Below are 26,143 nucleotides of genomic sequence, written 5' to 3'. Positions count from 1 at the left end.
AAAATTGGTGTCTATTGGCACAAGATTAGCACTCGTCCACAGACACCGAAAATGGCGATTCAAAATTTTTGTGTTAAAGTCCTATCAAGGAGAGAAAATCGATGAATAACGAAATCTTTAAGCGCGTCACCGCAGCAGAATCAGTCTTTTTGGATCTTCCATACATCTTTGAAATAAATGGTCAGCCATTTTCAAAACAGGATCTTCAAAATTGGCAACTCAAAGAATATAAAAAAACCGCTAAGCTACTAGGTAAACTTTTTGCAAGCAAGCTCAAAATCACTAATGACATGCCGTTTGTCGAGATTAAGGCAGCCGTTGTTGCCGAAAAAATCAGATTGGGCCAGGACACACTAAAGGATGCGCTTCACCGCCAAACAAGATTGGCTAATGCGGGTTCTAAGTTTGGTGTGCGGGCTTCATTCGGGAGAAGAAAAGTATCTGTGGCTGATATTTATATCGACCACAGTGCTGTTCATGCAAAAGAAGCGATGGCCACTTTTTCTAAAATGATGACCATCAACTCACCGGAAAATCAGTTCTATAATTTCAAGGCCAATCCTAATCACTTTTATAGTTCTGGTTCAGACACTGACCAGACCGTGGTTGAAATGACCGGTGGCACACGAATCGCCAATAAATTCACACTATTATATGGTAATGAAGAAGGGTTAGTGACGAAGTATGACCCGAACTTCAAATACCAAACGGCGGGTTCCGGTCAATTGGACGATGGTTTTGTAATCGGAGGCGTTCGTCATCAGATGACAGATGAAGGTGACCGACTTCATGCCAGACTCCAAGTTGAGTTCCCGGCAATCCTTCCCAATGCGATTATTCATGCACACGCGGTTCATTTGTTGGTTGAGTTCAGCAATTGGCTGACCGACATTACTATGCTACTTGACGAAGCGCATAGCAGTAAATGATTCGCTCTGCTGTCGCTTCTTTGTTTTAATATCGTGACGCCATGCACCGAAGATCGGTCTGTGCCACACTTTAATGAATGCCTACAGGTATAATGTTTTTATAAATAAGGAAAGGTGATCAGAATGACCGACACAACCGTAATCTCCTTGCAATTTAAAGACGATCAGTACAAAAAAGTCAAAGAATTGGCTGATTCCCATGGCGTCTCGGTCACTCAGTATATGCGAGATGCTGTTCTTAAACGCGTGGCAGACGAAGAGGATTACGCTGCCGCAATGGCTAACCTAAATGCGAGTCACGGTAAGACTGTTTACCGTACCGAAATCCGTAAGCGTCTCGGGTTAAGTTAAGGACATCGGCGCTGAATACAACCCATCGGTTTAGTTGTGCGCCACTGTTCCCTTGTGGATGCTCAACGATTTGCTATACAGTTCCTTTTGTTGTACTTTAATCGCGGGAGTACTTGCATGGATTTTGTTCGCTCTAAAACCGAATCCATACAAGTGCTCTTTGTTGTCTCGGGCCAAAACAACGCGGCGGCAGTAAAAACTGCTGTATGTATGCAACGACTCGACCACATTCAACTTTTAAGAATGGAGCGATTATTTTGGAAAAAGATCTAGCGCCGATCACCCTTATCTCTGCTGGCCAGTCCAACATGGATGGACGGGTGCCCGTGGCGGAACTGCCTGCCGACATTCAGCTGCCGCTGGCGGATTGCCACTATTGCAGCAACTACACCCCTGATCACGATAAAGGCGTCTTTCAGCCCAGTTTGAAAACCAGCGAACTATCTCAGGAGCGCTGGGGCTTCGACTTAGTGACCTACCACAACATTTTGCAACGGACGCCTTATCAAGGTCTGTACGTCATCAAATGTTCCGAAGGCGGGACATCGATCGACCCAACCGGTGACGGTGATCGCCACTGGACCACGCATTTTGACGAACTCGCTTCGCCTGATGACTCCTTGCTGCTGGCCTTCACCCACCTCATCAAGCAGTGTCTTGCGGCGAGTCGGCAACACCTCGACATCAAAGCCATGCTGTGGCATCAAGGCGAAGCCGACCGCGGATCCTATTCACAAGCTGCCGCCGATCATTACTACGACAATCTCAAGGCCGTCTTCACCTACTGCCGCCAGTTAGTCGACAACGCTACCTTACCGATCATCTGCGGCACCGTCAGCCATCACTCCGAGCAGTACGACCCGCAAGTCGAGAAGAGCATGATTCAACTGGCTTCGGAAGACCCCAACATCCACATGATCGACATGCAAAATGGCACCTTGCTGGACGCTTATCATTTTGACGCCAAAAGCGCCGAGTTCTTTGGTAACCAAGTCTTCAACTGCTTGATTGATCAGAAGATTATCGAAGGCAAAAAGTTAGATCTGCCCGCGGTTAAGATTTATTGACTTACGAATATTTACTTACAGAAAAAGCCTCCCATACCGGAGACTTTTTTGATGATGTCAAAATGTTGTTGCGTACCAATCGTCAAACCGGATACACAACATGAAACGATTCGAGAACGATCCGCGCTGTCGCTGGGTCAAAGGGTTTACCTGCTTCCGCATACTCGGCTTTAAAAAATGCTTCGTGAACCTGTCGCCAATAGGCTAAACTGCGATCTCCCTCACCTTCACGAAACGCATGGTCGGCCGTCACCGCTAAAAATGGCTGGACTTCAACAGCATCCGTGTAGGTCACGCAAACAGGTTCGTTGGATGCATTTAAGATCACATCATACGCGCCCGCTTGTGGCAACGGTTCATCGACAGCATATAGATCTCGTGCACTTGCTGTTGCCGTCTTTTTGCCAGCAAGCACAAGTGCTGCCAATGTATCTGCCTCAGCGCCAAATTGATAGGCACTTTGTAAAGGTGTGGATCCCGGCAGACCCAATGCCTGCTTTGCCTGGGTGAAATAGGTTTCTGGTGTCATTATTTTGCTCCTTGTTTAGATGGTTCAATCGGACGAATACCTGCCGATTTTGGCCAATATATCTCGAAGATTTGAAGAAACAGCCGCCTTAAAAAATATTTCTCTTAGAAATGGCCAAAATTAAGAGAAATATTTTCAAGTAACCTAAAAATTGTGAAGTGATGATCAATCATCTTAAATTCTTTAATCCAAAACATTTATCCACGCAATACCAAAATCAAACTAGCTGTGCGCATTCAATCGCATATAAAGTTGTTACTGCAACTTATGGTTCTCGGTCATATATGCAATAAAACGTTGACTCACCGCATGAATCTTTGGACGATGTTTGACCAGTTCGATCCAGCCGTCTTTCTCAAGCTGGTCAATGCTTTTCTTAATGCTGACTTGACTATAGGTGCGACCGTTAAACCCTTGCCTTGAAAGAAGCTCTTTCAGGGCATTATCGTCCATCGTTGAATTCTCCCTTGATCCAAATAAGTATGGTTGAATCAAGTAAGCCAAAATTGCTTTTTGATGGTTCGTAAAATCCGCTGCCAAAATTCGCTTAAACCAGTCCTCAAGTTTAATTTGGCTTTGTTTAAGCGCCGCGATGATGTCTTTTTGGCCTGTTTCAATGATATGCATAAGCGCTTCGACAAAGAAAGTGACATCGCCAAAATTCTTAGGATGCTCGACTTCCGCAAATGCCTTATAGTATTTCTTCTTTGCTTTGCTGATACTGTTTGAAAAACTAATGCCGGTCAGATAATCAAGCTTCTTCCCGAGGTACGCACACGCCAGGTAACGACCGGTTCGTCCATTGCCATCGTAAAAAGGATGAACGTATTCAAAGAAAAAATGTGAAATCAGTGCTTTCAAGATAAAAGGTGTTTCGTTATCGTTCATGAATTGAATGAGTGCTTCCATGTCTTGTCTAACTTGTTCTTCGTCAGGCGATGACCAGTGAATTGCTTGACCAGAAGCAGCGTCATTGATATAAACTTCTTTCGAACGAAAAACTTTGCCATCAGGTAGATCGGACTTTTTGATCTCTCCCGCCGTGACGTATTCCCAGGCCGTCCTAATTTGAGTAACGTCATTAATCTTGATGGAACGGTTTCGCCGAATACCGAGATAAATATTGGCAAGCGAACGGAAGCGCATTGGCGTTTTCTCTTTTTTCAGCGCACTCATAACCGCACTATAAAGTTCTTTGCGTGTGCTTCTAACGCCTTCGATTTCATTTGTACTCATCAGTTCGTTGACCAACGTCTCTAAAAAGAACTGATCACTGGCGACGTCAGAAAGCTCGCTAATCCGGCGTTTAATGGTTTCTGAACGTTGCATCATTGAGATCGTCATTTTATATATATCCGGCGTCAAGACGCAAAAAATCTGATGCGATGCGATTGACTTATGATCACGTTCATTGGGGCTCATCCATAAATTAGTTTTAACGGCACTTTCTCCATTAAAACGCCGTTCATATTCTTCTGATATATTCGGTATACTTTGGCTATAGCTTAGAACGCGCAAAGTTTTGTATGCCATTGTTAATCCTCCGAGAAGATGGCTTCAAAGCAAATATTTCTGCTAGAAATGGCCAAAATTTGAAGAAATATTTTCAAGATTGAGCATACCTGATTAATTGCTGTTTTGCCAACTTGAAGATTTCGCTTATCGGCAACCACGCATGCTTGCCTTTAGCACTACCTCACTTATGATACGGACTACCAATATTTATCATAAATGCGCGGTAAATCTGCTCCATCAACACCAAGCGCATCAACTGGTGCGGCATAGTCAATTTACCGAAGCTCAAGGTGTCGTTGGCGCGCTTCATGACGGCCGGCGACAAGCCAAGCGAGCCGCCGATCACAAAGGTAATATCCGAGTGGCCATATGTACCAAGATCGGCAATTTCTTTGGCAAAAGCTTCGGAAGGCCGCTGTTTACCTTCAATTGCTAAGGCAATCACCCATTCCTTGTCCTTGATTTTGGCCAAAATGCGTTTGCCTTCTTTGTCCTTGACCTCCGCCATTTCGGCTTCCGAAAGATTCTCCGGTGCTTTTTCATCCGCCACTTCGACAATCTTGACTTTGGCGAACTTGTCCATCCGTTTTAAGTACTCCGCGATGCCTTCACGAAAGTACTTTTCTTTCAACTTACCGACACCAATGATTTTAATATTCACGCTGCTTGCTACTCCCGTCATCATGCTTTTGCCACAATCTTAGTTTAATTCAAGTATACCAGACGTTCTGTTGGGTTTAGCTATTGTCATCGTTCGGTTTTTAGCGCAAAATGTACAGGTTGAGTTTTTTCAAATGAGGTAAATTGATGATTGTTATTCGGCGTCTGATCAGAGATCGGGTCCTGCAGATCACCGGCTTGTTGGTCGTCATAAGTCTATTCATAGGCCGGCCTAAAATAAGCGACATAAGTTTTGCCACATTATGGTCCATTCTTGCCATGATGACGGTGATTCAAATCTTCGAACACCTACATATTCTTGATTACTGGGCATATCGGTTAACGTCCCGGGCGAACAACACGCGCCAGTTAACGTGGTGGTTTATTTTTCTTGCCATTTTTGCCAGTATGTTTCTTTCCAACGATGTTACGGTTTTAACGCTAGTACCGTTATATCTGCGCGTGGCCAAGAAATATCAGCTGCCGGAAATTCTCCCAGTAACCTTGATCGGGATGGCTGCCAACTTTGGTAGCGCCTTCACCCCGTTCGGTAACACCCACAACATTTTCCTGATGCATCAATTCCAGATTAATCTAAAAGAATTTTTCAGCTGGTCAATTCCGTTGCTGGCTTGCAGTTTCCTAGTGTTGGTGCTGCTAAGTTTATTTTTGCGCAACGTCCCGGTACCCAACGTGCCCACCGAACATATTCACATCCAAATACGGCCGACGATTTTTGCCGTCATCGTTGCGTGCGTCGTTTTCGCCGGAGTCATTGGCATTGTGCCTGCTTGGGTCGGCGCGGTATTAGCGATTCTGCTGTCAGTAGCGCTCGATCCAAAAGACATGAAAGATGTGGACTATGCGGTTGTTTTGACTTTCGCCGGTTTTTTTGTGATTGTCAGCGTCGTCGGGCAAATTCCGTGGGTCACCCACTTTATTGCCAGCCTTGAAAATTCAGAAGATTCGGTTTACTTAAGCGGGGTCCTGACCAGTCAGGTTATTTCCAACGTTCCGTCCACCGTTCTGTTGGCTCGATTTACCGGATATGTTGAAGCCCTGTTTTACGGTTCCAACATTGGCGGCGTGGGCACTTTGGTCGGGTCGATGGCTAACTTGCTGGTCTTCAAACAGTATCTGATTTACGGCAGTCGGCCCCATGCCCGGTTTTTTGTCGGGTTTACCATTTTCAATCTCGTCGCACTGGTTATTCTGGGGTGCGCCGGTTATTGGTTAACCGTCCGCTAGTCGCCAGACAATCAAAACTAAACGGAGGTAGCCCCTTGAAACTCACCATCAAAGACGTGGCTGAAAAGGCCGGCGTGTCCAAAGCTACGATTTCCCGCTATTTGAATGGGCGTTTTGAACATATGTCGGACGCCACCAAGGCACACATTGCTGCGGTGATTGCGGAGCTCAACTATACCCCCAGCCGCCAAGCCAGTTCGCTAAAAACCCACCGCAGCCACTTGATCGGTGTGGTGGTGGCCGATATCTCCAACATTTATTCGACTTTACTCATCAGCGGCATCAACAAGGTTACGCAGCAGTCGATGGATCAGATTCTGATCAACGACGCGGCCAATGACTTGAAGCGCGAGGAAAAAGCTTTGGAAATGCTGCTGAGTATGAATGTTGACGGTATTATCATGCAGCCGCTGAGTGCCGTGGCCCATCATTATGATCTGATTCGTGACAGTCAGACGCCCATGGTTCTGGTTGACCGATTAACTCGGCCGCTCGCTTGGCCAACTGTCACCGCCGACGACTACCGCTCGACCACTAAACTGGCACAAGCCATCCACAAAAGTCATTACCGGGATATCCTGATCCTTATCAATCCGATCGCCCAGATTTCCACACGCCAGTCCCGTTACCAAGCCTTTTTGGACACGTTTAAAAATACGGCGACCACGGTGACATTATTGGAAACCGAAAACGATAGTGTCGCACCTCTGGCCACTTGGCTCGAAGCGCATCCCCAAACACATCCACTGGTTTTTGCCGCGAACGGCCGGTTGTTAATGGCAACGCTGCGCTGGCTGCATGCAAAAGGCCTGCGCATCCCTCAAGATATTGCCATCAGCGGCTATGACGACTGGGATTGGGCCGAGTTGGTCACGCCGGGCATCTCCGCAGTTTCACAACATCCCGATGTCATCGGCACAACGGCAGCTCAACTACTGGCACAACAAATCGCCGGCGAACCGGTTGCGGTTCAACGTCTGGAGATTCCCGCCGAAGTGCGCATTCGCTCATCATTTTGATTCTGAAAATTGACACCAAAGTAAATCGCTTCTAGAGATGAATGAAATCTCTAGGGGCGATTTTTGCGTTCCTAGGCTGTGCTACCTCGACCGCACATTTTAATCAAAACAAAACGGGCGTTTTACTTGACCACGATTGTAAGCGCTTGTATAGTGACGATGTACTCTTTAAGGAAACCGGTTTCCAAAATACATCGTTGTCACTCATTAGCGCGTTTGCAGGCGCAGAAGTCTCCGTGTAAGGACCTTGGACGCAATGGTCACTTACACTCCCACTTCTAAGCGCGCTGGTTCACGCTCACCATAACGCGTTCGCCGGCGCAGAAGCCTGCGTGTAAGGACCTTGTTCGCAATGGCCTAAGCCCGGGCCATCACACCCAAGGCCGCTTACACTCCGACTTCTATGCGCGCCGGTTCACGCTCACACAATAGGGAGGGATTTAACATGCCAGCACCAATCGTTGCCAATCTTTTATTGCTCGCTTCTGAATGGCAGGCCGGCCAATCACAGGCTGATCTTGTGTCAGAGTTGGTCAACTTGGGCTTTTCGACCATTGAAGTCAGGCGGGAATATTTTCGCGATATTTCCCGGGAACTGCCACAAGTGACCGAACTTGCCAAGAATCACTCGCTGACGCTTTTCTACAGTGTTCCAGACGAAATTTTCGTTGCTGAGGGTCAGGTTAATCCAAAGCTTCAAGGTTACTTGGATGAAGCAAAAGCCATGGGCATGACCAAGATCAAGTGGAATATCGGCGATTTTGCCGAGTTCTCCGGTGATCTGGCCAGCGCCTTGCTTCCGCTCACGCAGCAAGGCATCGAAATCAATATCGAAAATGATCAAACCACCACAAGCGGTCGCCTGCAGCCGGTTTTGACATTTCTTCAGGCCGTCACGGCGGCGAATATTCCGATCGGCTATGTTTACGATTTAGGCAACTGGCCGTTCGTTGGCGAAGATCCGCTGAAAGCTGCGACTGCTTTGCGTCAGTATACGCGGTACATCCACGTGAAAGACGACCTGACCGGTGGCGAAAAGCCAGTCACCGTTCCGTTAGATCAAGGCGATCTGCCGTGGCGTGATATTTTGGCGATCTTGCCAGATACAGTGCCTATCGCCTTGGAATATCCGACCGCACATCATGATGTCATTTTGGCAGGCAAAAAACTTTTACAAGATGAGCAAGTTAGGGGGTCGCGCACATGAATAATCAACGTTTGCAAATTGATCCGGAACAATTCGCCTTGAATTTCATCAAGTCATTAAATATCCAGGTATCACCGGAAAAAGTGGATATTGAAGCAGCCAGTAAAGAAGCTTTAGCTGCGTATTTGTCGGCATTTTATCTCGCTGAGCGGTTTAACTCGACTGAGAATAAGTTCTTTGAGGATCCTGATCAAAGCGGCATCCGTTCTAGTTACCAACGCATTTTAAGCGAGTTGAACAAGTATTGAGGGGGCGCATCACATGGGGAGTCTAATAACCGGTATTTTACTTGTTTTGACTTTCGTTTTATTCATTACGTTTGCGATGCGCGGTGGCAACTTAACGGTCGGGTTCTTCGTCATGGCGATTGTGTGGACCATCATCGGACTGATACCGCTCAACGTCGCGATTAAAGAAATTTTCACCGATCCCGTGCTGAATTACGGCAAAACCGCTTTGTATATCATTCTCGGTTCCTGGTTTGGCCGCGTGCTGGTGGACACCGGTATTGCCGGGTCGATCAGCCGCCGCACCCAAAGCGTCGGCAGCAAGGCACCCGTGATTGCCACCATTTTAATTGCCATTATCACCGCCTTGATTTTCTCAAGTGCTTATGGCGTGGGTTCGGCGATTGCGGTCGGGGTCATTCTTTTCCCGATTATGTTTTCAATGGGTGTCCCAAAAAATATTGCAGTCTCGATTTTCACGTTGTCGATCGGCGCCGCCATGTATATTAATCCGGTTTTGTTTAACCAATTCACCGTTTTCTTCAAAGGCGTTGCCTGGGGTGATCATTATCTGCGGTTCGGCTTTGTCGCCATGGCTATTCAGATGCTGGTCGTCATCGCTATGATCCTTTTCTATGCCCGGAAAATCAGGAACGGCAAGCCTTTCGTCGTTGAGTCAGAGACGCCGGAAACAAGCGTGCCGCCTGACGTGAATCCAATCACGTATCTGTTGCCGGTGTTGCCCGTGGCCATGAGCATTTTCTTCAAATGGGATGCGATTCCGGCGTTGTTGCTGGCAACGATCCTGGCGTTTGCGATGACCGGCAATATGAAGTCTTACGTGCATTTTGTCCAGATGATGAACACGACGACCAAAACGGCTATTGGTGATATCGCTGGTTTGCTGATCATGTTACTGGTCTTGACCATGTTTCAAAGCGCGGCTGTCCACACCATGGGCCAGTTCACCACGATTTTCAAACACATCATCCCTGACAGCCGCTTGTTGATGGTGTTCATCATGATGGTCATCGCACCACTGTCCTACTTCCGCGGTCCGTTGATGCTTTACGGAGCAGGCGCGGCAACTGCAGCGATTTTTACCGCCACCGGCTTATTCCCGCCTTACTTCTTATACGGGCTGCTCGTTGTCCCGACCATGATGGCGGTATCAGCCGACATCACCCAGTCCTGGAATCTCTGGTCGGTTGAATATGCCAAGCTTGATACCAAAACGTTTCTGTTAACCGGACTGCCTTGGGCTTGGATCGCTACAATTTTGAATTTGTTGGCGGCTTATGTGTTGTTGTAATGGCTCGATAACGCGCTCGCCAGCGCAGAAGCCTGCGTGTAAGGACCCTTGGTCGCAATGGCCTAAGCCCGGGCCATCACGCCCAAGGCCGCTTACACTCCGGCTTCTAACCGCGCTGGCTCACGCTCACTTAAAGAGGGGGAACATACCATGTCAGAATTTCTTACCATCGGAGAACCAATTGCGCTTTTTGCTTCACAGGATACGGATCAAACACTCAAGGATGCTTTGAACTTCCGGAAGTATCTGGCCGGAGCCGAGGTCAATGTGGCTGTCGGAGTTTCGCGTTTAGGTCACTCGGCGCAATATATCACGCGGCTAGGCGAAGACCCATTTGGCGATTTCATCAAGGACCAGTTGCGTGAAAATCATGTCCAAACCGATTATATTGATAGTACGCCTGATTATTGGACCGCGTTCCAGCTTAAAAATAAGGTTTCAACCGGCGATCCGGATATTTTCTATTTCCGGCGGGGTTCTGCCGCTGCCCACTTCGATGCCAAAACGCTCGATCGCATTGACTTTTCGGAGGTGAAATTTGCCCATCTTTCCGGCATTTTCCCGGCGATTTCGGAACAGGCACTGGCTGCTTTTCGTCACTTAATTGACCTGCTGCATGAACACAATATCCGGACGACCTTCGACCCGAACTTGCGCCCGCAGTTGTGGTCCAGCCCGCAAAAAATGGCGGCAACACTCAATGAGCTGGCAAAAGAAGCCGAGATTATTTTGCCTGGCGACAACGAAGGGGAACTTTTGGTGGGCTCGCGCGATCCGGAAACGATTGCCGATTTTTACCTCAATCAAAGCGAACGCACGCAAACGGTGGTCGTCAAAGTCGGTCCTAAAGGTGCATATGTTAAAAATAAAGGTGAAGCCGGTTATTGGGTGAAAGGCTTTAAAGTGGCGCAGGTCGTTGATACGGTTGGCGCCGGTGATGGTTTTGCCTTGGGATTGATTACCGCCTTGATGGAAGGCAAGTCCCAACGTGACGCGGTCGTCCGCGCAAACGCAATTGGCGCTTTTGCGGTTCAGGCGCCTGGCGATAATGACGGTTATCCGACGCCAGACCAACTGCAAGCCTTTTTGGACAAAAATCTGGCTGTGATGGGAGACGATTTTGAATGAAATTACAGGTGGCAATTGATCGGGTACCATTAGCCGATGCGGTTGCATTAGCGCAACAATTAGATGGCAAAGTAGCGATTATCGAAATGGGTACCAGCTTGGTGAAGGATGAGGGCTTGGCCGGTTTTCGCGCAATGCGGGCGGCGATTCGCACATCGCAGTTACTCATCGACCTGAAGACCATTGACGAAGGTGGCTATGAATTCAAACAAGGCTTTGCGGCGGGGGCCGACATTTTAACCGTGATGGGTGCGGCGTCACTGGCAACTCTGAAAACAACGGCAGCGGCGACGGATGCGGCGAAAAAGGAAATGATGATCGACTTGATGGAGGTTGATGCGGCCAAGCAGCAAGTCATCAGTATTTTCCCAAATGCGATTTATGCGCTGCACCATAGCACTGACCGCCAAGATCACCTGGACCCGACCGCAACGGTGGCCGATTTTCACGCCGCCTTTCCGCAACTCAAGCGACTGGCGATTGCCGGCGGGATTGATTTAGCCGGGGCAACAGCGTTGGCTGCACAAGGATTAACCGAAATCGTCATCATCGGCAGCGCCATCACCAAGGCAGCCGATCCAGTCGCAACGGCACAACAATTTATGGAGGCAATAAACGCATGAAAGTCATTCCGGATATTATGGCAGAAATAAGCCAAGTCATGGCACTTGTCGATGAAAGTCAATTAGACGCAGCCATGCCATACCTGGCCAAGGACAAACGCATTTTCGTCATCGGTGCCGGCCGCAGCGGTTTTCAGGCAAAAGGCTTCGCTATGCGCCTCATGCACATTGGCTACACCGACTATGTGATGGGCGAAACCATTACCCCATCCATTCAAAAAGGCGATACCTGGGTGGCAGTTTCCGGCTCAGGCACCACAAAAAGCATCATCGCCGATACAGAGGCAGCCAAGAAACTCGGCCTCAACATCGTGGCCTTCACCAGTGCCGTTGACTCGCCACTGGCCAAACTCGCCGATGCGGTCGTGATCGTTCCCGGTGCAACCAAAACCGGCGCCGGCGTTAAATCAATCCAGCTCTTATCGACTTTGTTCGACCAGACCGTCCACATCACCTTGGATGCCCTGACGTTGAAATTAGCTAAACGTGATGACACCAGTAACGCTGATGCTTTGCATGAACACGTCAATGTCGAATAAATCATGATCGTTCTGAAATGAAGCTTTGTTTTTCCTAGATTTCGAAAAGTGCCCTTAAATTGCGCGATTTATTTGGCAATTTGAGGGCTCTTTTGGGTGTGCGAATCCCGCCGCTACAATTATGTATCCGTTTTCATTGCTTTTCTTCCGGAACGTGCTAGAATTAAGCTTTGCTAAAGAGATTACGTATTTTTAAACAAAACTTTTGTAACTGGACAGCTGTTGTTCAATGATACTTGGGTTTCATGGTCATGTGTCTTGGACGCAGCGATTTTCAGTTGAACTTTTTTTATTATCACGCACATTAACGCGATCCCCGGCACAGAAGTCGGCTCACGTTCAGGAGGAATTTATTTATGAAGCGCAGGACGTTGTTTTCGATCATCGTCGTCACGCTAGTCGCAGGTTGTTTCACGCTTTTTTATGGCGCGCACAGCACCTGGACCGACACCCAATCAGCACACGCCGTTCAAGCGGCTACCAATCAAGTTGATACCTTGTTCAAGGATTCGTCGCATCAACTGCCGGCCACGCAACTTAGTCAGGAAAAAATTGCTGCCGCCGAAGCCAGTTTACAAGCAGCACGGCGCAAACTCACCGAGCCAGAGCAGGCTAACCAGCTCGCCAGCGCCCAGGCAGACTTAGACGCCGCTAAGCAAATGCTAACTGTCAAAAACGCGGTGGCACAAAAACCAACCAAATTGACTGAGTTGAAGACGTTAACAAGCGAATCGCAGCAAGCATTAGCCAAACTGGCCAAACAAAAGCCGACGTTCGTTCAGACTTATCAAAAACAGGTTGCGCGGCTATCCGATCAAGAGGCGGCCGTGGCTAAAGTTGCCAGCTTATTTACTGACGCTGATTTTAAAGAACCCAAATCCGGCCTGAGTACCAGTGAGATTCAAGCCGCCTTGGCAGCGCTCAAACATATTGATAACCAACAACTGGCCGACCAAATGCTGCCGGCAATCGCCACCGCGCAGCAAGCGGCTTCGGATGACACTTCCAGCGCTGAAGCAAGTGTATCGTCCTCGACGGTACCAAGTTCCTCAGTAAGTGGCTCCGAGTCATCTGCCACGAACAGTCAGTCGACATCTTCCGGTTCAAGTACCAGCAATGAATCTGATCAAAGCCAGCAGGAGTCCAGCAACTCATCGTCGGCAAGTTCTGCTAGTTCTTCGAGTTCGCAAGGTTAAGCTGTTCCAAAACAAAGAGGCTGCACGCCAATCATGCGCAGCCTCTTTGTTTTGCCTTTTGCGACATCATTTCACATCATCTTCGTCATACGTTGCCAGAAGCTTCGCTTCGATATCGACGTTCTGGCCTGAATTTGTTTCAATGTTTGCCTGCAAAACTTCTCAAGCTGTTCATCTTTCATGCTCTTACCGCCAACTCACCCACCAGTTGCGTCAGATAATCAATAAAACTCAAGTAATCCGCAATCGCCACATTCTCATTGGGCCCGTGCGCTGCTGAGTTGGCATTGCCGATGCCACAGGAGATGATCGGGGCGTGATTGATGTCATAAAAATACTTCATGGGGCCGCTGCCTGGCGAGTTCAATTCGACTTGAACCGCGTCATCCCCATAAGTCGCCTTGGCCAGTGCCACCGCCTCCTGCACGCGCGGGTCGTCCGGATCGGTTCGGAAAGGCGGCTCGCCGAGAAAGTCTGACACAATGACGTCATCATAACCGCCGGCTGTTAATGCCGCTTTGATTAGGCGCACAGTCTCGGCTGGCGTTTGGTCCGGAACCAACCGTAGATCGATCTTGGCCAGAGCGGTATGCGGCAGAATCGTTTTGCCGATCCCCGGGCCTTCATACCCGCTTGAAAAACCGTTGATCGTCATACTCGGTCGGTTATACAGCGCTTCTTTAATCTCGTCTGCAGGCACCGTCGCCGAACGCGTGATGCCATAGTTCTTCGCAAAAGCCGCGTAATCAAAAACCGCACTGTCGATGAGTTGCTTTTGGGTGGTGGTCAGAGGCTTCACAGCATCGAGAAAATGCGGAATCGTGATCTCGTCTTTGGCATTCTTCAAGGTCGCCAGCGCCTGCACTAAGCGCCATGCCGGATTCTCGGTGATCGCGCCTAAGCTGGAGTGAAGATCAAAATCGGCCGTCTTGACACTGAGCTGAAACGCCACGCCACCTTTGACGCCGAGCGAAATCTGAAACTTGCCTTGCTCATTGCGCCCGCCGGATTCCCACAAACAAAAGTCCGCCGCCAACAAATCCGCATATTGCTTCAACAAGTCTTCCAAGTGCGGACTGCCTTGTTCTTCCCCACCTTCAACAAGAAACTTAATCGTACACGGCAAGCCACCTTGCGCCTGTAACCGTTGAATCGCAGCCAGCCGTGCAGCTAACTCGCCTTTGTCATCATTAATCCCGCGAGCATACAGGTGAGTGTCCGTCATTTTTAATTTGAATGGATCACTTTTCCATAAATCCAAGGGTTCAGCCGGCTGAACGTCATAGTGATTATAGAAAAGTAACGTCGGTGCATCCGCGGATTGAGCTGGGAAAACCGCGTACACCGCTGGATTCGCCGCGTCGGTGGTTAAAATCCGACTGGTGGTCGCGCCAAGTTTAGTAAATTGTTCCTTTAAAAAGGCCGCTGTTTCGGCAATTTGGTTGTCGGCCGCTAACGAAACCGAACGTAACTGCAAATATTGAGATAAAAATGCTTGCATGGGAAGATTCATTTTCAAGCCTGCTTTCTTATTACCTTATTTAAAATACGCATAGCGATATTCGGCCGGTTGCAACATGCTGTAATGTAAACCGCCGACTTTGGTGTTGATCAGGCGACTATTGGCACTTTGGAAGACCGGAATGTAGCCAGCTACGTCAATCACGCGGGCATTAGCGGCTAGTTCTTGCTGATAGCGGGCGGTGGCACTTTGACCCGTGGTGGTGTTGACCTTTTTCATCAACGCGGTGAATTGCTCATCGCTAAACTTCGAAAAGTTCGAAATGTTATCCGCCGTCGCCGTGTTCAGATAATCTGACGGATCCTGAATCGTTGAGTTCCAGCCCATCAAGACCGCGTCAAACTTGCCATCAAGCGATCGCTGAATGCGCGTCATTTTTGGCAGGCTGCTGACCGTGACCTTCAGCTGTGGCAATACCTTGGTTAGCTGGCTCTGAATGTATTCACCGACCTGCTTATCTGTATCGACATCAGAAGTGAGAATCGAGAAACTGATACTATCAGTGTTCAGCTCCTTCAATGCCGTCTTGAGATACGCTTTGGCCTTGGTTGGCGAATATGTCAGCGGCGTCTTGGCATCTTCGGTAAAGTCTTTGCCGGTGGTTGGATTGGTTTTGAGACCCTTGGGTACAAATGCTTTGGCCGGTTGGGAGCCATCCTGCAGAACTTTACTCGTGAGCGCCTGCCGATCGAGTGCGGCTGAAATGGCACGGCGCAAGTTGACGTTATTAAGCTGCGGATTCTTGGTATTGAGTTGCAGATAGTTCATATTAGCGGCCGGTGTCTTCGTCAAGGCTGGGTTTTGCGCTTCTTTTTGAATCAAGTTGCCAGATAGCGGCGCATCGTCTAACTTGCCAGTCGCAAAAAGGTTGTCGACTGTACTGGAATCTTTCAAAACATTGACGTGAACGTGATTGATCTTGACGGTTTTAGCCGCGTAGAAGTTTGGATCTTTCACATAGTCCCAGCTATCACTAGTGGTGCTGAAGTTTTTGATTTTGTAGGCGCCGTTCGTCACAATTTTGTCGGCGCTTGAACCGAATTTCTTGCCATAGCGTTTAACCGCTGCTTCATTGGTCGGGTAATAACCGGTCATCTGACTGGAAAAATAGGGGGTCGGCTGACTGAGTTGGATTTTCAGGACATATTTGCTTGGAGCGGAAACGCCAAGGGTATCGGGCGACTTTTTACCGTCGACGATGTCCTGATAATTGGCAATGGCATCATATTGGTAGGCGAATTCGGTTTTGGTTTTTGGGTCCACAATCCGCTTGAGTGAATAGACAAAATCCTTGGCCGTTACCGGGGTGCCATCACTCCATTTGACATCTTTGCGCAACGTGAGGGTGTAAGTTTTACCATTGTTAGTTGGCTTCACGACCTTAGTGGCCATGGCCGGAATGATTTTGCCGGATTTGTCATGGTCATACAATGGCGTCATGATTTGCTGCAGAATGGCGCCGCTGGTTGCATCGACTGCATGGGCCGGATCAAGGGAGCTGGCCTCGGTGCTGACGGCAACGTTTAGGGTACGTTGGTTGGTCGCCGCTTTGGTTGATTGGCCGCATGCGGCTAGAAGTAGGGTTAGGGTGATGCAGGTTAGTCCCAGGGAGTTATACTTTTTCATTTTGTGCCACCTCGTGAGAGTATTTTTGGTTGGAGGGCTTGGCGTTGGAGTTGGAGAAAGGGAAATTTGGCCGATGCTGTTGCACTCCATAACGCGTTCACTGGCGCAGGAGCCTGCGTGTAAGGACCTTGGTCGCAATGGCCTAAGCCCGGGCCATTGCGACCAAGGCTACTTACACTCCGGCTCCTAAGCGCGCCAGTTCACGCTCAGCGTTCCATAACGCGCTCGCCAGCCCAGAAACCTGCGTGTAAGAACCTTGGTCGCAATGGCCAAGCCCGGGCCATCACGCCCAAGGCCACTTACACTCCGGTTTCTAACCGGGCTGGCTCGCGCTCACAACAAAAAAACCGTCCATAACAAACATTCTTGTTAAGGACGGTTTCCCGCGGTGCCACCTTAGTTTGATCATGAGACTGCGCCTAGGGTTTTTGCCCTTGGCAGTTGATGATCACGCTTAGCCCGGGGCCAACACCCCGGCGACAACTGACGTATGCCAACACGTTTCCCCGTACTCGATGATCTTTCGGGGGAACCCTCAGTGGTCCATTTACTGACTTGCGTTCGGCCGGACTCTCAGCATCGCCGGCTCTCTGTGCGTGCACCATCAGCTTGATCTCCACTTCAAAGGTTTGCATGAACGGTTTATTTGATTGACACCAACGTTAACCGACTGCTCGGTTATTTGTCAAGCATCTCGTCTTTAAATAACCAAACAGGCAAAAATAATCTTAATCGGCGCTCATTGTTGCTGTTATCGTCACCGCGGCGTCTTTTCGGTTTGGCAGGGGTTGCATTCATTTAGTAAACCCCTTATATTACGAATATATTAATGTGTAACAAAAAAGATTCAATTCGTGACCTGTTTGCAATGGTCCTGTTAAGTCCAGCCCGTACCATTAGGTTATTGGAGGTGGCATCAATGAAACAGAAACATATTTTCCAAATCCTGGTCGGCACCTTGATCGCTGGGTACCTGACCGTTTTCTACGGGATGCGGAGCACGATCGATACCTCATTTGCGCAACACGCGGTTCAAGCGGCAACGCAACAAACCAATCAACTATACACATCCGCAAAGCGAACTTTTCCAGCTAAACATTTGTCTAGGGCCGCGGTAACTTCAACTCAAGAAAAGTTGAAGCAACTGGCCAACAATGTTGATGATCGCAAGCAAAAGAAAACGATTCTGAAAGATAAACAAGACGCTGATGCAGCCAGTTACATGCTGACGATTGAAGAAACCACGAAGGCTCAGAGCAGCAATCTGGCGCAAATTGCCCAAGATGGTTCGCAGGCCAATGAGGCTTACAAGGCCATTGCGTCGACTAAGCCTGAATTTGCTGCTGATTACCAGCAATCAGTCAGTCAACTTTACAGAAAGTCGCTCGCAATTTCCCAGATTCAGAAACTCTACAAGGATCAAAACCTGCAGCACCCCAAGTCTGATCTCAGCAGCAGCAGTGTCGACTTAGCCGTTAACGCTGTTGAAAATGTCGAGAACCAGGACTTTGCCAAGAATGTTTTGCCATTAGTTCAAGTTGCCCGTAAGTCACAGGAAAGCAGCGACTCAAATGTTGCGATGGGTAACACGACATCAAGTGGTCAAAGCACGCAAAAACAAGACGCAACTACCACCAGTTCGGAACCGGCCAGTGGCGTCGGCAAGAAGGATAACTCATCTAGTCAGGCACCGACCAGCAGCGCCAGTCAGTCAAACCAGACCGATCAGTCCTCCTCCGCGGCGACAAGTAGCAGTTCCTCAAGCAAGTCAGACAATCAGCCGCAACCATCATCTGCTCCGACTGCTTCTAGTAGCTTGGAACCGATGACAACGGTTCTCAGTGGTGGCCTGTATAAGACTTATGATGACGCTGTCGCAGCCATCAAAGTTCAAGGTAAGTCTGTTGATGATATGACGGTAAAATCCGTAACGATGAGTGATGGTTCTTATCAGTGGACATGGGGCCCAAATGGTGACAGTGGCAGCAGCAGTAAGACAAGTTCTTCCTCAAGCACCAGCAGCTCTGCACCAACCACAAGTTCTGATAATGCCCAATCATCTAGCCAAAACAATTAATCTTAATATCTTTTGAGCGAACTGGAGTCCCAAAACGCGGACTTCAGTTTTTTTGTGCGCATCATCCACTGCCAACATCTTCGCTGACAAACCGCCATGTTCTTCCGCGAGTTTTCCCATAAGCGACGTAGCATATCATTCATGACGTCTGTTATGATTGGTGCAGTGGGGATTCGTCAAGACAAGGAGGTTGCGTCCATGCCAACCATTTTCAATGGGGTTCCTTGGTATGATCAACACCAGCAAGTCGTTAATGCTGTTGGCGGTTGTTTGATTCAGGAAAGTGGCAAGTTTTATTTATTCGGTGAATATCGGCAAGCGGAATCGACGGAATTCGCCGGATTCTCGCGCTATGTTTCAACCGATCTAGAAAACTGGACCTTCACGGGACTTGCTTTGCCGGTTCAGCCGTCTGGTCTATTAGGGCCACATCGAGTCGGCGATCGGGTGAAGGTTGTCCGCGCCCAAACCGGTCAGTACATCATGCTCATGCACACCGATGATGAACGTACTTTCGATCCGGTTGTCGCGTATGCCACGGCTGATCAGCTAACCGACACGTTCACTTTTAAGGGTCCACTGCTTCTCAACAACCAATCCATTCGTATGTGGCATATTGGCAGTTTCACCGACGATGATGGTACGAATTATTTGCTAACACATGAAGGCGATATCTATCGGTTAGCAGCTGACGGTACAATCGCGGAGGCCAAAATCATCAGCAACATCGCACCCGGTACCGAAGCACCGGCGATGTTTCGCTTTCATGATCATTATTTCTTGCTGGCATCCCAAAAGACCAGCTGGGAGCACAACGACAACGTTTATTTTTCTGCCGACCAATTAACCGGCCCATGGACAGCACATGGCCCATTTTGTCCGCCGGGAACGCTGACGTATAACTCCCAAACTGCCGATGTCGCGCTTCTGCCCACTGCCAAGGGTACCGTTCCTTTGTACTTAGGTGATCGCCATACTTACCCGCAACTGGAAAATAGCACTCACGTCTGGTTACCTTTGAGTGTTCATGAAACCACATTGTCCGTTCCCCATTACTGGCCTGCGTGGGACTGGTACCAGCAACGCGAACAGCCGCTGACGTTGACCCCACTGGCTTGGACCGGACAGACCAATGACGCTAGGATGACGCTCAAATTCCATGGCACGGGCATTACGATGACCGGACAAACTGGTACGCACGGCGGTTTTGCCAAAATAACGTTACGTGATGAAGCTGGCCAAGTCAAAACTCAAGTGTACACGGATTTTTACAGCCTCCTGCATGAGGATGCACCGTGCTACCGGTCACCAACAGAACCACTTGGTCACTATGAATTAACCATCGAAGCGCTCGGTGCACACGGCGATTGGTATGATAAAGCGCGCCGCCGTTATGGCAGCAATGGTAATCGTGTGACCATCACTGGCTATCATATTGACCATCCCACAAACAAGCACCCCAAAGCCGTCATTACATATCATGCTAGCAAGCAACCATTTACGCTTAATAAAATCGGATTTAACTGGGCTCAGTCAGCGATAGCCCGACCTGAGGGCAGCGGCGATTACCAATGGTTACAAAGTGATATTGGTGAAGGCGAACTGACCATCGGCGATCAGCAAATTAATTTGCGCCCGGGGCAAGGCATTTTGATTAATCTGAATACGAGTTACGCTTATCATCCAGTAACGTCGCTTTGGCAGACGAGCTATCTTAGTTTCAGCGGAACGATTCTCGATGATCTCATCCCTGGCCTGCAAACCGCCAACTCGCTTTTCTTTCCGGTACTAGGAACAGAAGTACTAGGCTTCATTCATGAACATACGCGTTATCAACAGACACATCGCTATCAAGACGATCAGAATGCCGCGATTGTCCAAAACTTTTTAACCAAATTAAAACCTTACACCGCGCGTTTAAAAGCAGATGCGAACAAGCAAGCGCTGGCTGAACAAACACTGAACCTGTTGCAACAACATTTTCAAGAAGATCTAACAAACGAGCATCTAGCCGAAATGACCAACTACAGTGTGCAATATATGCTCCAAACTTTTCATGATTTGTACCAAACCACGCCCCGTCGGCTTTTGACAATCTATCGGGTCATTCAGGCCAAACAGCTACTCATTGAACAGCCTGATCTACCACTTTCCCAAATTGCCCGCCAATCAGGGTTTCATTCCGAAACCTACATGATTCGGGCGTTTAAACGGCAGGAACACTTGACGCCGGGTGAGTTTCGGACGATTGCGCACCAGTTGCGGTCTTAAATTCAAGCCCATTATTGAACAACGCAAAAAAGCCCCGCTACGGGCTTTTTTGCGTGAAAATAGTTTTGAAACTTAAGTGCTGCTTACCTAACACATTGTCTCAAGTGCCGCAGTAATCCGCGGCTCGTAAAACAATCGATACCCGTCCGCATTAGGATGCGTTCCCGTTCCACCAACGGCATTGTGATTATGCCCGTCAGCGTCAACTTTGTCATAGGAATAATCATGTTGATAAGCCGGAATAAAGGCGTTAAACCCGCTTTGTGTGTAGAGGTCCACGACAGGAATGCTCCATTTGCGGCAAATTGCAATTGAGACATCATGTAGTTTTTCTTGAGTCGCTAAGGTCCGCGCTGGCGTTTTATGGGTAGTGATGTAAAGTGGGTGCGCACCTTGATACTTGGTTAACAACGTGCGGCAGACTGTCTCGAACGCACCGCAATAAGTAGCCGTGTCCAGCTCATCGGCAAATCCGGTACTGATGCTGCCAAGAACTTTCGGATCATCAGTCACACTGGCATAGGCGTCATTAGCGATACCGTCAAACACGATCAAGTCCGGTACTATTTTGGGTGCCTGCTCGACTTGATGAACAATGTTGATGACTGGATCCTCATTGGGCACCTCGCGCATCGTGGCACCATTAATGGCGTACTTGTGATAGATCATGTGGTGGGCTCTGGCGATGTCATCGACAAAACTTTCGTGGGCAGCATGGCCTTCGACGATACTGGTTCCAAAAGCGTATAACATTTTTTTATTAAGGGGATCTTGCATGTTGGGTTTCCTTTCTGTTTGGTTGTTGTGTGGCGTTGATGAGTGGGGTTGTGCTATTTTGGGTAAATTGGACTTCGACTGTCGCGTTCTATAACGCGCTCCCCGGCGCAAAAGCCTGCGTATAAGGACCTTGGTCGCAATGGCCTAAGCCCGGGCCATTGCGACCAAGGCCACTTATACTCCGGCTTCTAAGCGCGCCGGCTCGCGCTCACTCACAAAAAATGCCCAACAACCATGGGAGTGAAAGTTGTTCGGCATCGATAACGATTTAAGCGAATTCAATGAGCTCGAAAAATGGCTTCTGCTGGAAAACACCACCTCCTTAAAGGATGCCAACTTCAAATCCTATTAAGCTTTAGTTGATGAATCATTCGGTGTTGTTGGCTGTTGATCATTGCGGCGCCAGAATTCAATGGAATCATATGGCACACCGGTCAACTGTTCGCAAATCCGTTTGGTGTCGGGTTTGACATCTTTCATACTGCCACCTTTTTGCAAACGGGTTAATTCAGCAGCCAAAACATTGAATGTCTTCTTGCTGAGGTGGAACCGACTTGCAAATAACATTGCAATGATGATCATAATACCAACGCCGCCAGAAACAATGAATAAGATCATGTTGGTGGCACTTGCCGGCTGTGAAACCGCACCGCTTGTGGATTGACGGAAGCCGGAAAAATCAAGCATATAACCCACAATCACTGAAGCTAAACCTTGGCTGATTTGGTTGATGAAGACCATGACCGAGGCAAATAGTCCGGCACGGTTCTTTCCTGTAACCAAAGTATCAACATCAGGAATGAATGGAAAGACATTCCACGGAACAAAGTAGAGAATATACAAACCAATTTCATAAAGCAGGGTACCAACAATCAACCAGATCATGACCCCTGCTGGTTTGGCTAAGCCGATGAACGCCCAGTCAATAGCACTGATCAAAATCAGCGAATAACCGAACAGGTATAGAGCTCGCGGTGAAATCTTTGTAACAATATAACCCGCTAAAATCGTAACTGGCACCGAGACGATACTCAACGATTGCAACATCCCGGAAACACTTGTTGTTTTGCCAACCACAAAGACGATGTAATAAACAAACGTAGTGGACCACACAATAGCAGCAAAGTAAGAACTCAGATAAATGCCCATGTGCGTCCGGAAACTTTTAATTCTAAATGTGGAGAAGTAGTTACGAAGTTCCGACTTGAGCGAACTCTTCTTGCCGCCATTATCTTCAAGTGCTTGAGCTTGTAGTTTCTTGGCTTCCTTTTTAGTGACAAAGTGTTCCCAAGTAGTTTTATAAGTAATGACGATCAAGAAGAAGGTTACAACCGAGAACATCACCTGCATAATCAGATATGGTACCGGTGAGGTTTTTGGATAGAACCGGAACAACTGAGCAGGAACGAATTGGGCTAACATGTTGCCCAAACCGGCAATGACCATCCGGACAGTTGACATCGTTGTCCGCTCGTTATAATCCTTGGTCATTTCGTTTGGCAGTGTTTCCCAAGGAATCTGGAGCACTGACATTAAAATCGTAGTAATCACATAAGTAATCAGATAGTACCAGTAACTCATTCCGGCAACCCAAAGCGTAATCGCGAATAATACGGATGGGGCTACAGCCAGAATGAAGATATGACGCCGACCAAACCGGCGGCCAATCTTGTACTTGTAAATGTTATCGGAAATATTACCCATAACCAGAGAAGCAATCGCATCAGCAACACGGCCAATCAGGAAAATGGTCGCACCTTGGCCTGCTGACAAACCGCAAAACGTGGTATAGAAGAACAGTAGCCATGCACCAACCAGTCCCTGCATGGAAATACTGAACATCGAAAAAACACCGAATCCTAGTGACCGGCCGATACCGATCTTTTTGCCACGCGAATGGTAAATTTTCTTCGAGGCGAATTCGTCCCAACCATCGTGGACAACGGCTTTTTTATTTTCCATTGTTTTTTCCTCTTTCACACTTTCAATTTATTATTTTTCATCAATCAATTGTTCGCGCAATTTCTTAGCAATTTGATCATCCGAAAGCGCCAGATGGGTATTCGACAACAGCATAACCCGCGCATCTGCCGGTTCCATCAAGTACTTGCGTTCCCACTGATCTTCATCCGGACCGTCACCCAAGACGCGTAGATACGAACGTAGGCGGCGTAACTTGACGGCGTTTAACTCGATATTGGAGTATGCGTCATTGTGGAAGAAATCAACCCACTTAGGAGACGGATTGTCACGCCGCAACCGCATGATTTCATCGTTGGCCCGAACCGCTTCATCAGCACCCAAGAACGCATGAACAATCTCAGCCTTCTGGTAGTGACGATAAGCTTCAATGCTGGCACGCAAGGCATGCAGCGAGCAGGCGTGAACGGCGATTCCCATGAGCATGTCATTATAGAAAAGCCGCTGCGGCTGTTGACCCATGATGTCGGCGTAAACCTGAACCGCGCGACGATACAAACGATCCCATGCTGCATACTTAGTGTCGATTAATTGCGTGACTTTGGTCAGTTGATCATCTAATGAAACATCACCTGTCAACCAAACCATCTGTTCAAGTTGCGGGTAATGACCCATCCATGCTTTAACAACCTTTCGGATCAGATACGTTGCGAATTCGTCGCCAGCTTTTTGATCATCATGCGGACCATATTGAATAGGCGACTTGAAATAATCTTGATAAATGTCTGCAATCTCTTTTTGCGCCTCGGAATAATAATGGTTGACATAGTCTTTGATGATCCCATCTTCGCTGCGAACCTGAAAATCACGGCGCCAGGAGCGGGCAATTTCGCGGATGAATAGAATATGCGGTTTAACATTGCCGACATTGATCAATTCCAACGTGTCCATGTTCGCTTTTCTGACTTTGGCAATCTCTTCCGCGACAAAATGCGGACTGTTCGGCAATAATGTCAAAAGGCTGGATGCCTGCAAATCATGGAAGGTAACATGATAATAAATCCCGCGGGCACGATGCGCTTTGTTAGGAATCGTCAAAACCGGTGACCGTGGATCATCATCCCATTGCCGCCGCGACACCATTTTGCCATAGCCGTTGTCGGCCCAGATTTCAATGACATCTTGTGGCAACTTCAGCAAACCTTTATTGAACAATCCGGTTAACTCACCATAGATGCTGACAGAGCATTGAGCGCCTGGATCAAGTTCCTGCACCATATCATATTGAAGCTTGATGGTGTCATTGATGACTTTCGCCTTTTCTTCGTCTGTCCACTCGTGCGTTGTGTCGTCTGCCCAGAATGGCCGGTCGCCTTGACCACGGAACCCTAAACCGTAAACAACTTCATGGCCGCGTTGTTCTAAAATGCTGTCGCGCCAGAGCTTTTTGAAGAGATCGGGATACTTCAGATATGAAGCTTCCAAATTTGGATAAACCCGGGCAAACATCTCCGCGCCAAGTGGCTCAGCATGATGATGCGCAATAATTAAGCCCATATCCCGCGCACCGGCACGATGGAACTGACTCTCTTTGTCAGTACCGGGTACGATCAGGTTGCCGCCGACCCGCAGCAGCGTCTCGTAAATCCGATCCCACACATATGCCTTTGAATCATGATCCTGCCAATCAGCTATTAAAAGTTCGTCATTGACAAACCAACCACGATACTTGGTTTGAAAGTCCGGTAAATGTTGACTGAAGTCTGACCAGATGACAGTTGGCTGCTTTTGAATTGGTGTATCCATAAAATACCAAAAGTCATCAATGCCCAGAACCTCACGGGAAACAGCTAACGCACCATACATCAAGCCGCGGGTTGTTGCTGCGGTGATTTCAACTTTTCGCGGACTGACATCATGAATTGCAAACGCGTCAGGGACTTTTTGATCTGCATCAGGCTGCAAGACCAAATCAATCTGATTTGTATCAGCTTGATCAGTTGTGACCCGCTGAATATCACGCTGCAAAATATCGACGGCATTTTTCAAAACCGGATCCGCCATATTGTCCGTAATGACACTTGTGTTTCTGGAAATAACAAATGTTTGTTTTGCCATACACAACTCCTTCTCTCGGTAAAACCTGCTAAAGAAACTCAATACTGCAAGCACCCGTTGTCATAAGGCACTCGTCAACTTCTGCGATCTGATATATTAGAACCTTAATTACAAGATGATTGTAGCGCTTGCAGTAACCGCTTCCAATAAACTACTTTCTGCAACCATTGAACTGGTTACTGTTGTGTGAGCGTGAACAAGCGCTGAGCGTGAGCCGGCGCGCTTAGAAGTCGGAGTGTAAGTGGCCTAAGGCGTGATGGCCCGATCTTGGCCATTGCGCCT

22 protein-coding genes are annotated in these 26,143 nt (G+C 48.3%); 14 read left to right on the top strand and 8 right to left on the bottom strand.

What is annotated here, in order from left to right:
* The first annotated feature begins 101 nt into the window (after positions 1–101).
* The 3 genes from GSO_RS07155 (at position 102) to GSO_RS07140 (ending at position 2,347) form a co-directional block, all read left to right on the top strand.
* A complete protein-coding gene (locus GSO_RS07155) occupies positions 102–929 on the top strand; it encodes a hypothetical protein (RefSeq protein ID WP_010490565.1) in 828 nt (275 codons plus the stop codon).
* A 123-nt stretch (positions 930–1,052) separates the two neighbouring features.
* Positions 1,053–1,280 (top strand): DUF6290 family protein, encoded by a 228-nt coding sequence (locus GSO_RS07150; RefSeq protein WP_010490563.1) that lies wholly within the window; start codon positions 1,053–1,055, stop codon positions 1,278–1,280.
* 257 nt (positions 1,281–1,537) lie between these two features.
* Positions 1,538–2,347, top strand: a complete 810-nt coding sequence (locus GSO_RS07140; RefSeq protein WP_010490560.1) for a sialate O-acetylesterase — start codon at positions 1,538–1,540, stop codon at positions 2,345–2,347.
* Positions 2,348–2,429: 82 nt separating this feature from the next.
* On the opposite strand, the gene GSO_RS07135 is transcribed toward GSO_RS07140, so the two are convergent.
* From GSO_RS07135 to rlmH, 3 genes are all read right to left on the bottom strand, one after another.
* The gene (locus GSO_RS07135) at positions 2,430–2,876 is read right to left on the bottom strand and encodes an ASCH domain-containing protein (protein WP_010490558.1); all 447 of its coding nucleotides are present in this window, start codon (positions 2,874–2,876) and stop codon (positions 2,430–2,432) included.
* A 255-nt stretch (positions 2,877–3,131) separates the two neighbouring features.
* Positions 3,132–4,409 (bottom strand): Fic family protein, encoded by a 1,278-nt coding sequence (locus GSO_RS07130; protein WP_010490556.1) that lies wholly within the window; start codon positions 4,407–4,409, stop codon positions 3,132–3,134.
* A 163-nt stretch (positions 4,410–4,572) separates the two neighbouring features.
* Positions 4,573–5,052: a 23S rRNA (pseudouridine(1915)-N(3))-methyltransferase RlmH gene (rlmH, locus tag GSO_RS07125; RefSeq protein ID WP_010490555.1), complete on the bottom strand. Its 480-nt coding sequence runs from the start codon at positions 5,050–5,052 to the stop codon at positions 4,573–4,575.
* 146 nt (positions 5,053–5,198) lie between these two features.
* Between rlmH and GSO_RS07120 the strand changes: the two genes are divergently transcribed.
* The 9 genes from GSO_RS07120 to GSO_RS07080 all read left to right on the top strand — a co-directional run bounded on the left by GSO_RS07120 (position 5,199) and on the right by GSO_RS07080 (position 13,550).
* Positions 5,199–6,299: an SLC13 family permease gene (locus GSO_RS07120; protein ID WP_010490554.1), complete on the top strand. Its 1,101-nt coding sequence runs from the start codon at positions 5,199–5,201 to the stop codon at positions 6,297–6,299.
* 35 nt (positions 6,300–6,334) lie between these two features.
* On the top strand, positions 6,335–7,318 hold the full coding sequence (locus GSO_RS07115; protein WP_010490553.1) for a LacI family DNA-binding transcriptional regulator: 984 nt from the start codon (positions 6,335–6,337) through the stop codon (positions 7,316–7,318).
* Between the two features lie 445 nt (positions 7,319–7,763).
* Positions 7,764–8,525: a sugar phosphate isomerase/epimerase family protein gene (locus tag GSO_RS07110; RefSeq protein ID WP_010490552.1), complete on the top strand. Its 762-nt coding sequence runs from the start codon at positions 7,764–7,766 to the stop codon at positions 8,523–8,525.
* Complete coding sequence (locus GSO_RS07105) at positions 8,522–8,773, top strand: hypothetical protein (RefSeq protein WP_010490551.1); 252 nt, start codon at positions 8,522–8,524, stop codon at positions 8,771–8,773. Before GSO_RS07110 ends, GSO_RS07105 begins: the two co-directional genes overlap by 4 nt.
* Before the next feature lie 13 nt (positions 8,774–8,786).
* Positions 8,787–10,064, top strand: coding sequence for a hypothetical protein (locus tag GSO_RS07100; protein ID WP_010490550.1), 1,278 nt, complete (start codon positions 8,787–8,789; stop codon positions 10,062–10,064).
* Positions 10,065–10,214: 150 nt separating this feature from the next.
* On the top strand, positions 10,215–11,192 hold the full coding sequence (locus GSO_RS07095) for a sugar kinase (protein WP_010490549.1): 978 nt from the start codon (positions 10,215–10,217) through the stop codon (positions 11,190–11,192).
* The gene (locus GSO_RS07090) at positions 11,189–11,815 is read left to right on the top strand and encodes an orotidine 5'-phosphate decarboxylase / HUMPS family protein (RefSeq protein WP_010490548.1); all 627 of its coding nucleotides are present in this window, start codon (positions 11,189–11,191) and stop codon (positions 11,813–11,815) included. Before GSO_RS07095 ends, GSO_RS07090 begins: the two co-directional genes overlap by 4 nt.
* Positions 11,812–12,354: a 6-phospho-3-hexuloisomerase gene (gene hxlB, locus GSO_RS07085; protein WP_010490547.1), complete on the top strand. Its 543-nt coding sequence runs from the start codon at positions 11,812–11,814 to the stop codon at positions 12,352–12,354. Before GSO_RS07090 ends, hxlB begins: the two co-directional genes overlap by 4 nt.
* Before the next feature lie 356 nt (positions 12,355–12,710).
* Positions 12,711–13,550, top strand: coding sequence for a hypothetical protein (locus tag GSO_RS07080; RefSeq protein WP_010490545.1), 840 nt, complete (start codon positions 12,711–12,713; stop codon positions 13,548–13,550).
* Positions 13,551–13,728: 178 nt separating this feature from the next.
* Here the strand turns inward: GSO_RS07080 and GSO_RS07070 are convergent, their stop codons facing one another.
* Complete coding sequence (locus tag GSO_RS07070) at positions 13,729–15,063, bottom strand: M20 family metallopeptidase (protein WP_010490543.1); 1,335 nt, start codon at positions 15,061–15,063, stop codon at positions 13,729–13,731.
* 24 nt (positions 15,064–15,087) lie between these two features.
* Entirely contained in the window at positions 15,088–16,698 is a 1,611-nt protein-coding gene (locus GSO_RS07065; RefSeq protein ID WP_010490541.1) for a peptide ABC transporter substrate-binding protein, read from the bottom strand.
* A 919-nt stretch (positions 16,699–17,617) separates the two neighbouring features.
* Here GSO_RS07065 and GSO_RS07050 point away from each other — a divergent pair.
* Together GSO_RS07050 and GSO_RS07045 are read left to right on the top strand one after the other, a co-directional pair.
* Positions 17,618–18,775, top strand: coding sequence for a hypothetical protein (locus GSO_RS07050; RefSeq protein WP_010490539.1), 1,158 nt, complete (start codon positions 17,618–17,620; stop codon positions 18,773–18,775).
* A gap of 198 nt (positions 18,776–18,973) precedes the next feature.
* Entirely contained in the window at positions 18,974–21,046 is a 2,073-nt protein-coding gene (locus GSO_RS07045; protein ID WP_010490537.1) for a helix-turn-helix domain-containing protein, read from the top strand.
* An 87-nt stretch (positions 21,047–21,133) separates the two neighbouring features.
* Here the strand turns inward: GSO_RS07045 and GSO_RS07040 are convergent, their stop codons facing one another.
* From GSO_RS07040 to GSO_RS07025, 3 genes are all read right to left on the bottom strand, one after another.
* Positions 21,134–21,823, bottom strand: coding sequence for an SGNH/GDSL hydrolase family protein (locus tag GSO_RS07040; protein WP_010490536.1), 690 nt, complete (start codon positions 21,821–21,823; stop codon positions 21,134–21,136).
* A gap of 348 nt (positions 21,824–22,171) precedes the next feature.
* Positions 22,172–23,785, bottom strand: coding sequence for an MFS transporter (locus GSO_RS07030; protein ID WP_010490534.1), 1,614 nt, complete (start codon positions 23,783–23,785; stop codon positions 22,172–22,174).
* 30 nt (positions 23,786–23,815) lie between these two features.
* A complete protein-coding gene (locus GSO_RS07025) occupies positions 23,816–25,861 on the bottom strand; it encodes a glycosyl hydrolase 115 family protein (RefSeq protein WP_010490532.1) in 2,046 nt (681 codons plus the stop codon).
* Positions 25,862–26,143: the final 282 nt, after the last annotated feature.

Source organism: Lacticaseibacillus zeae DSM 20178 = KCTC 3804 (assembly GCF_000260435.1).
Lineage (GTDB): Bacteria > Bacillota > Bacilli > Lactobacillales > Lactobacillaceae > Lacticaseibacillus > Lacticaseibacillus zeae.
Note: the sequence above shows the minus strand (reverse complement) of the source record. Positions and strands in the feature narration are given on the sequence as shown.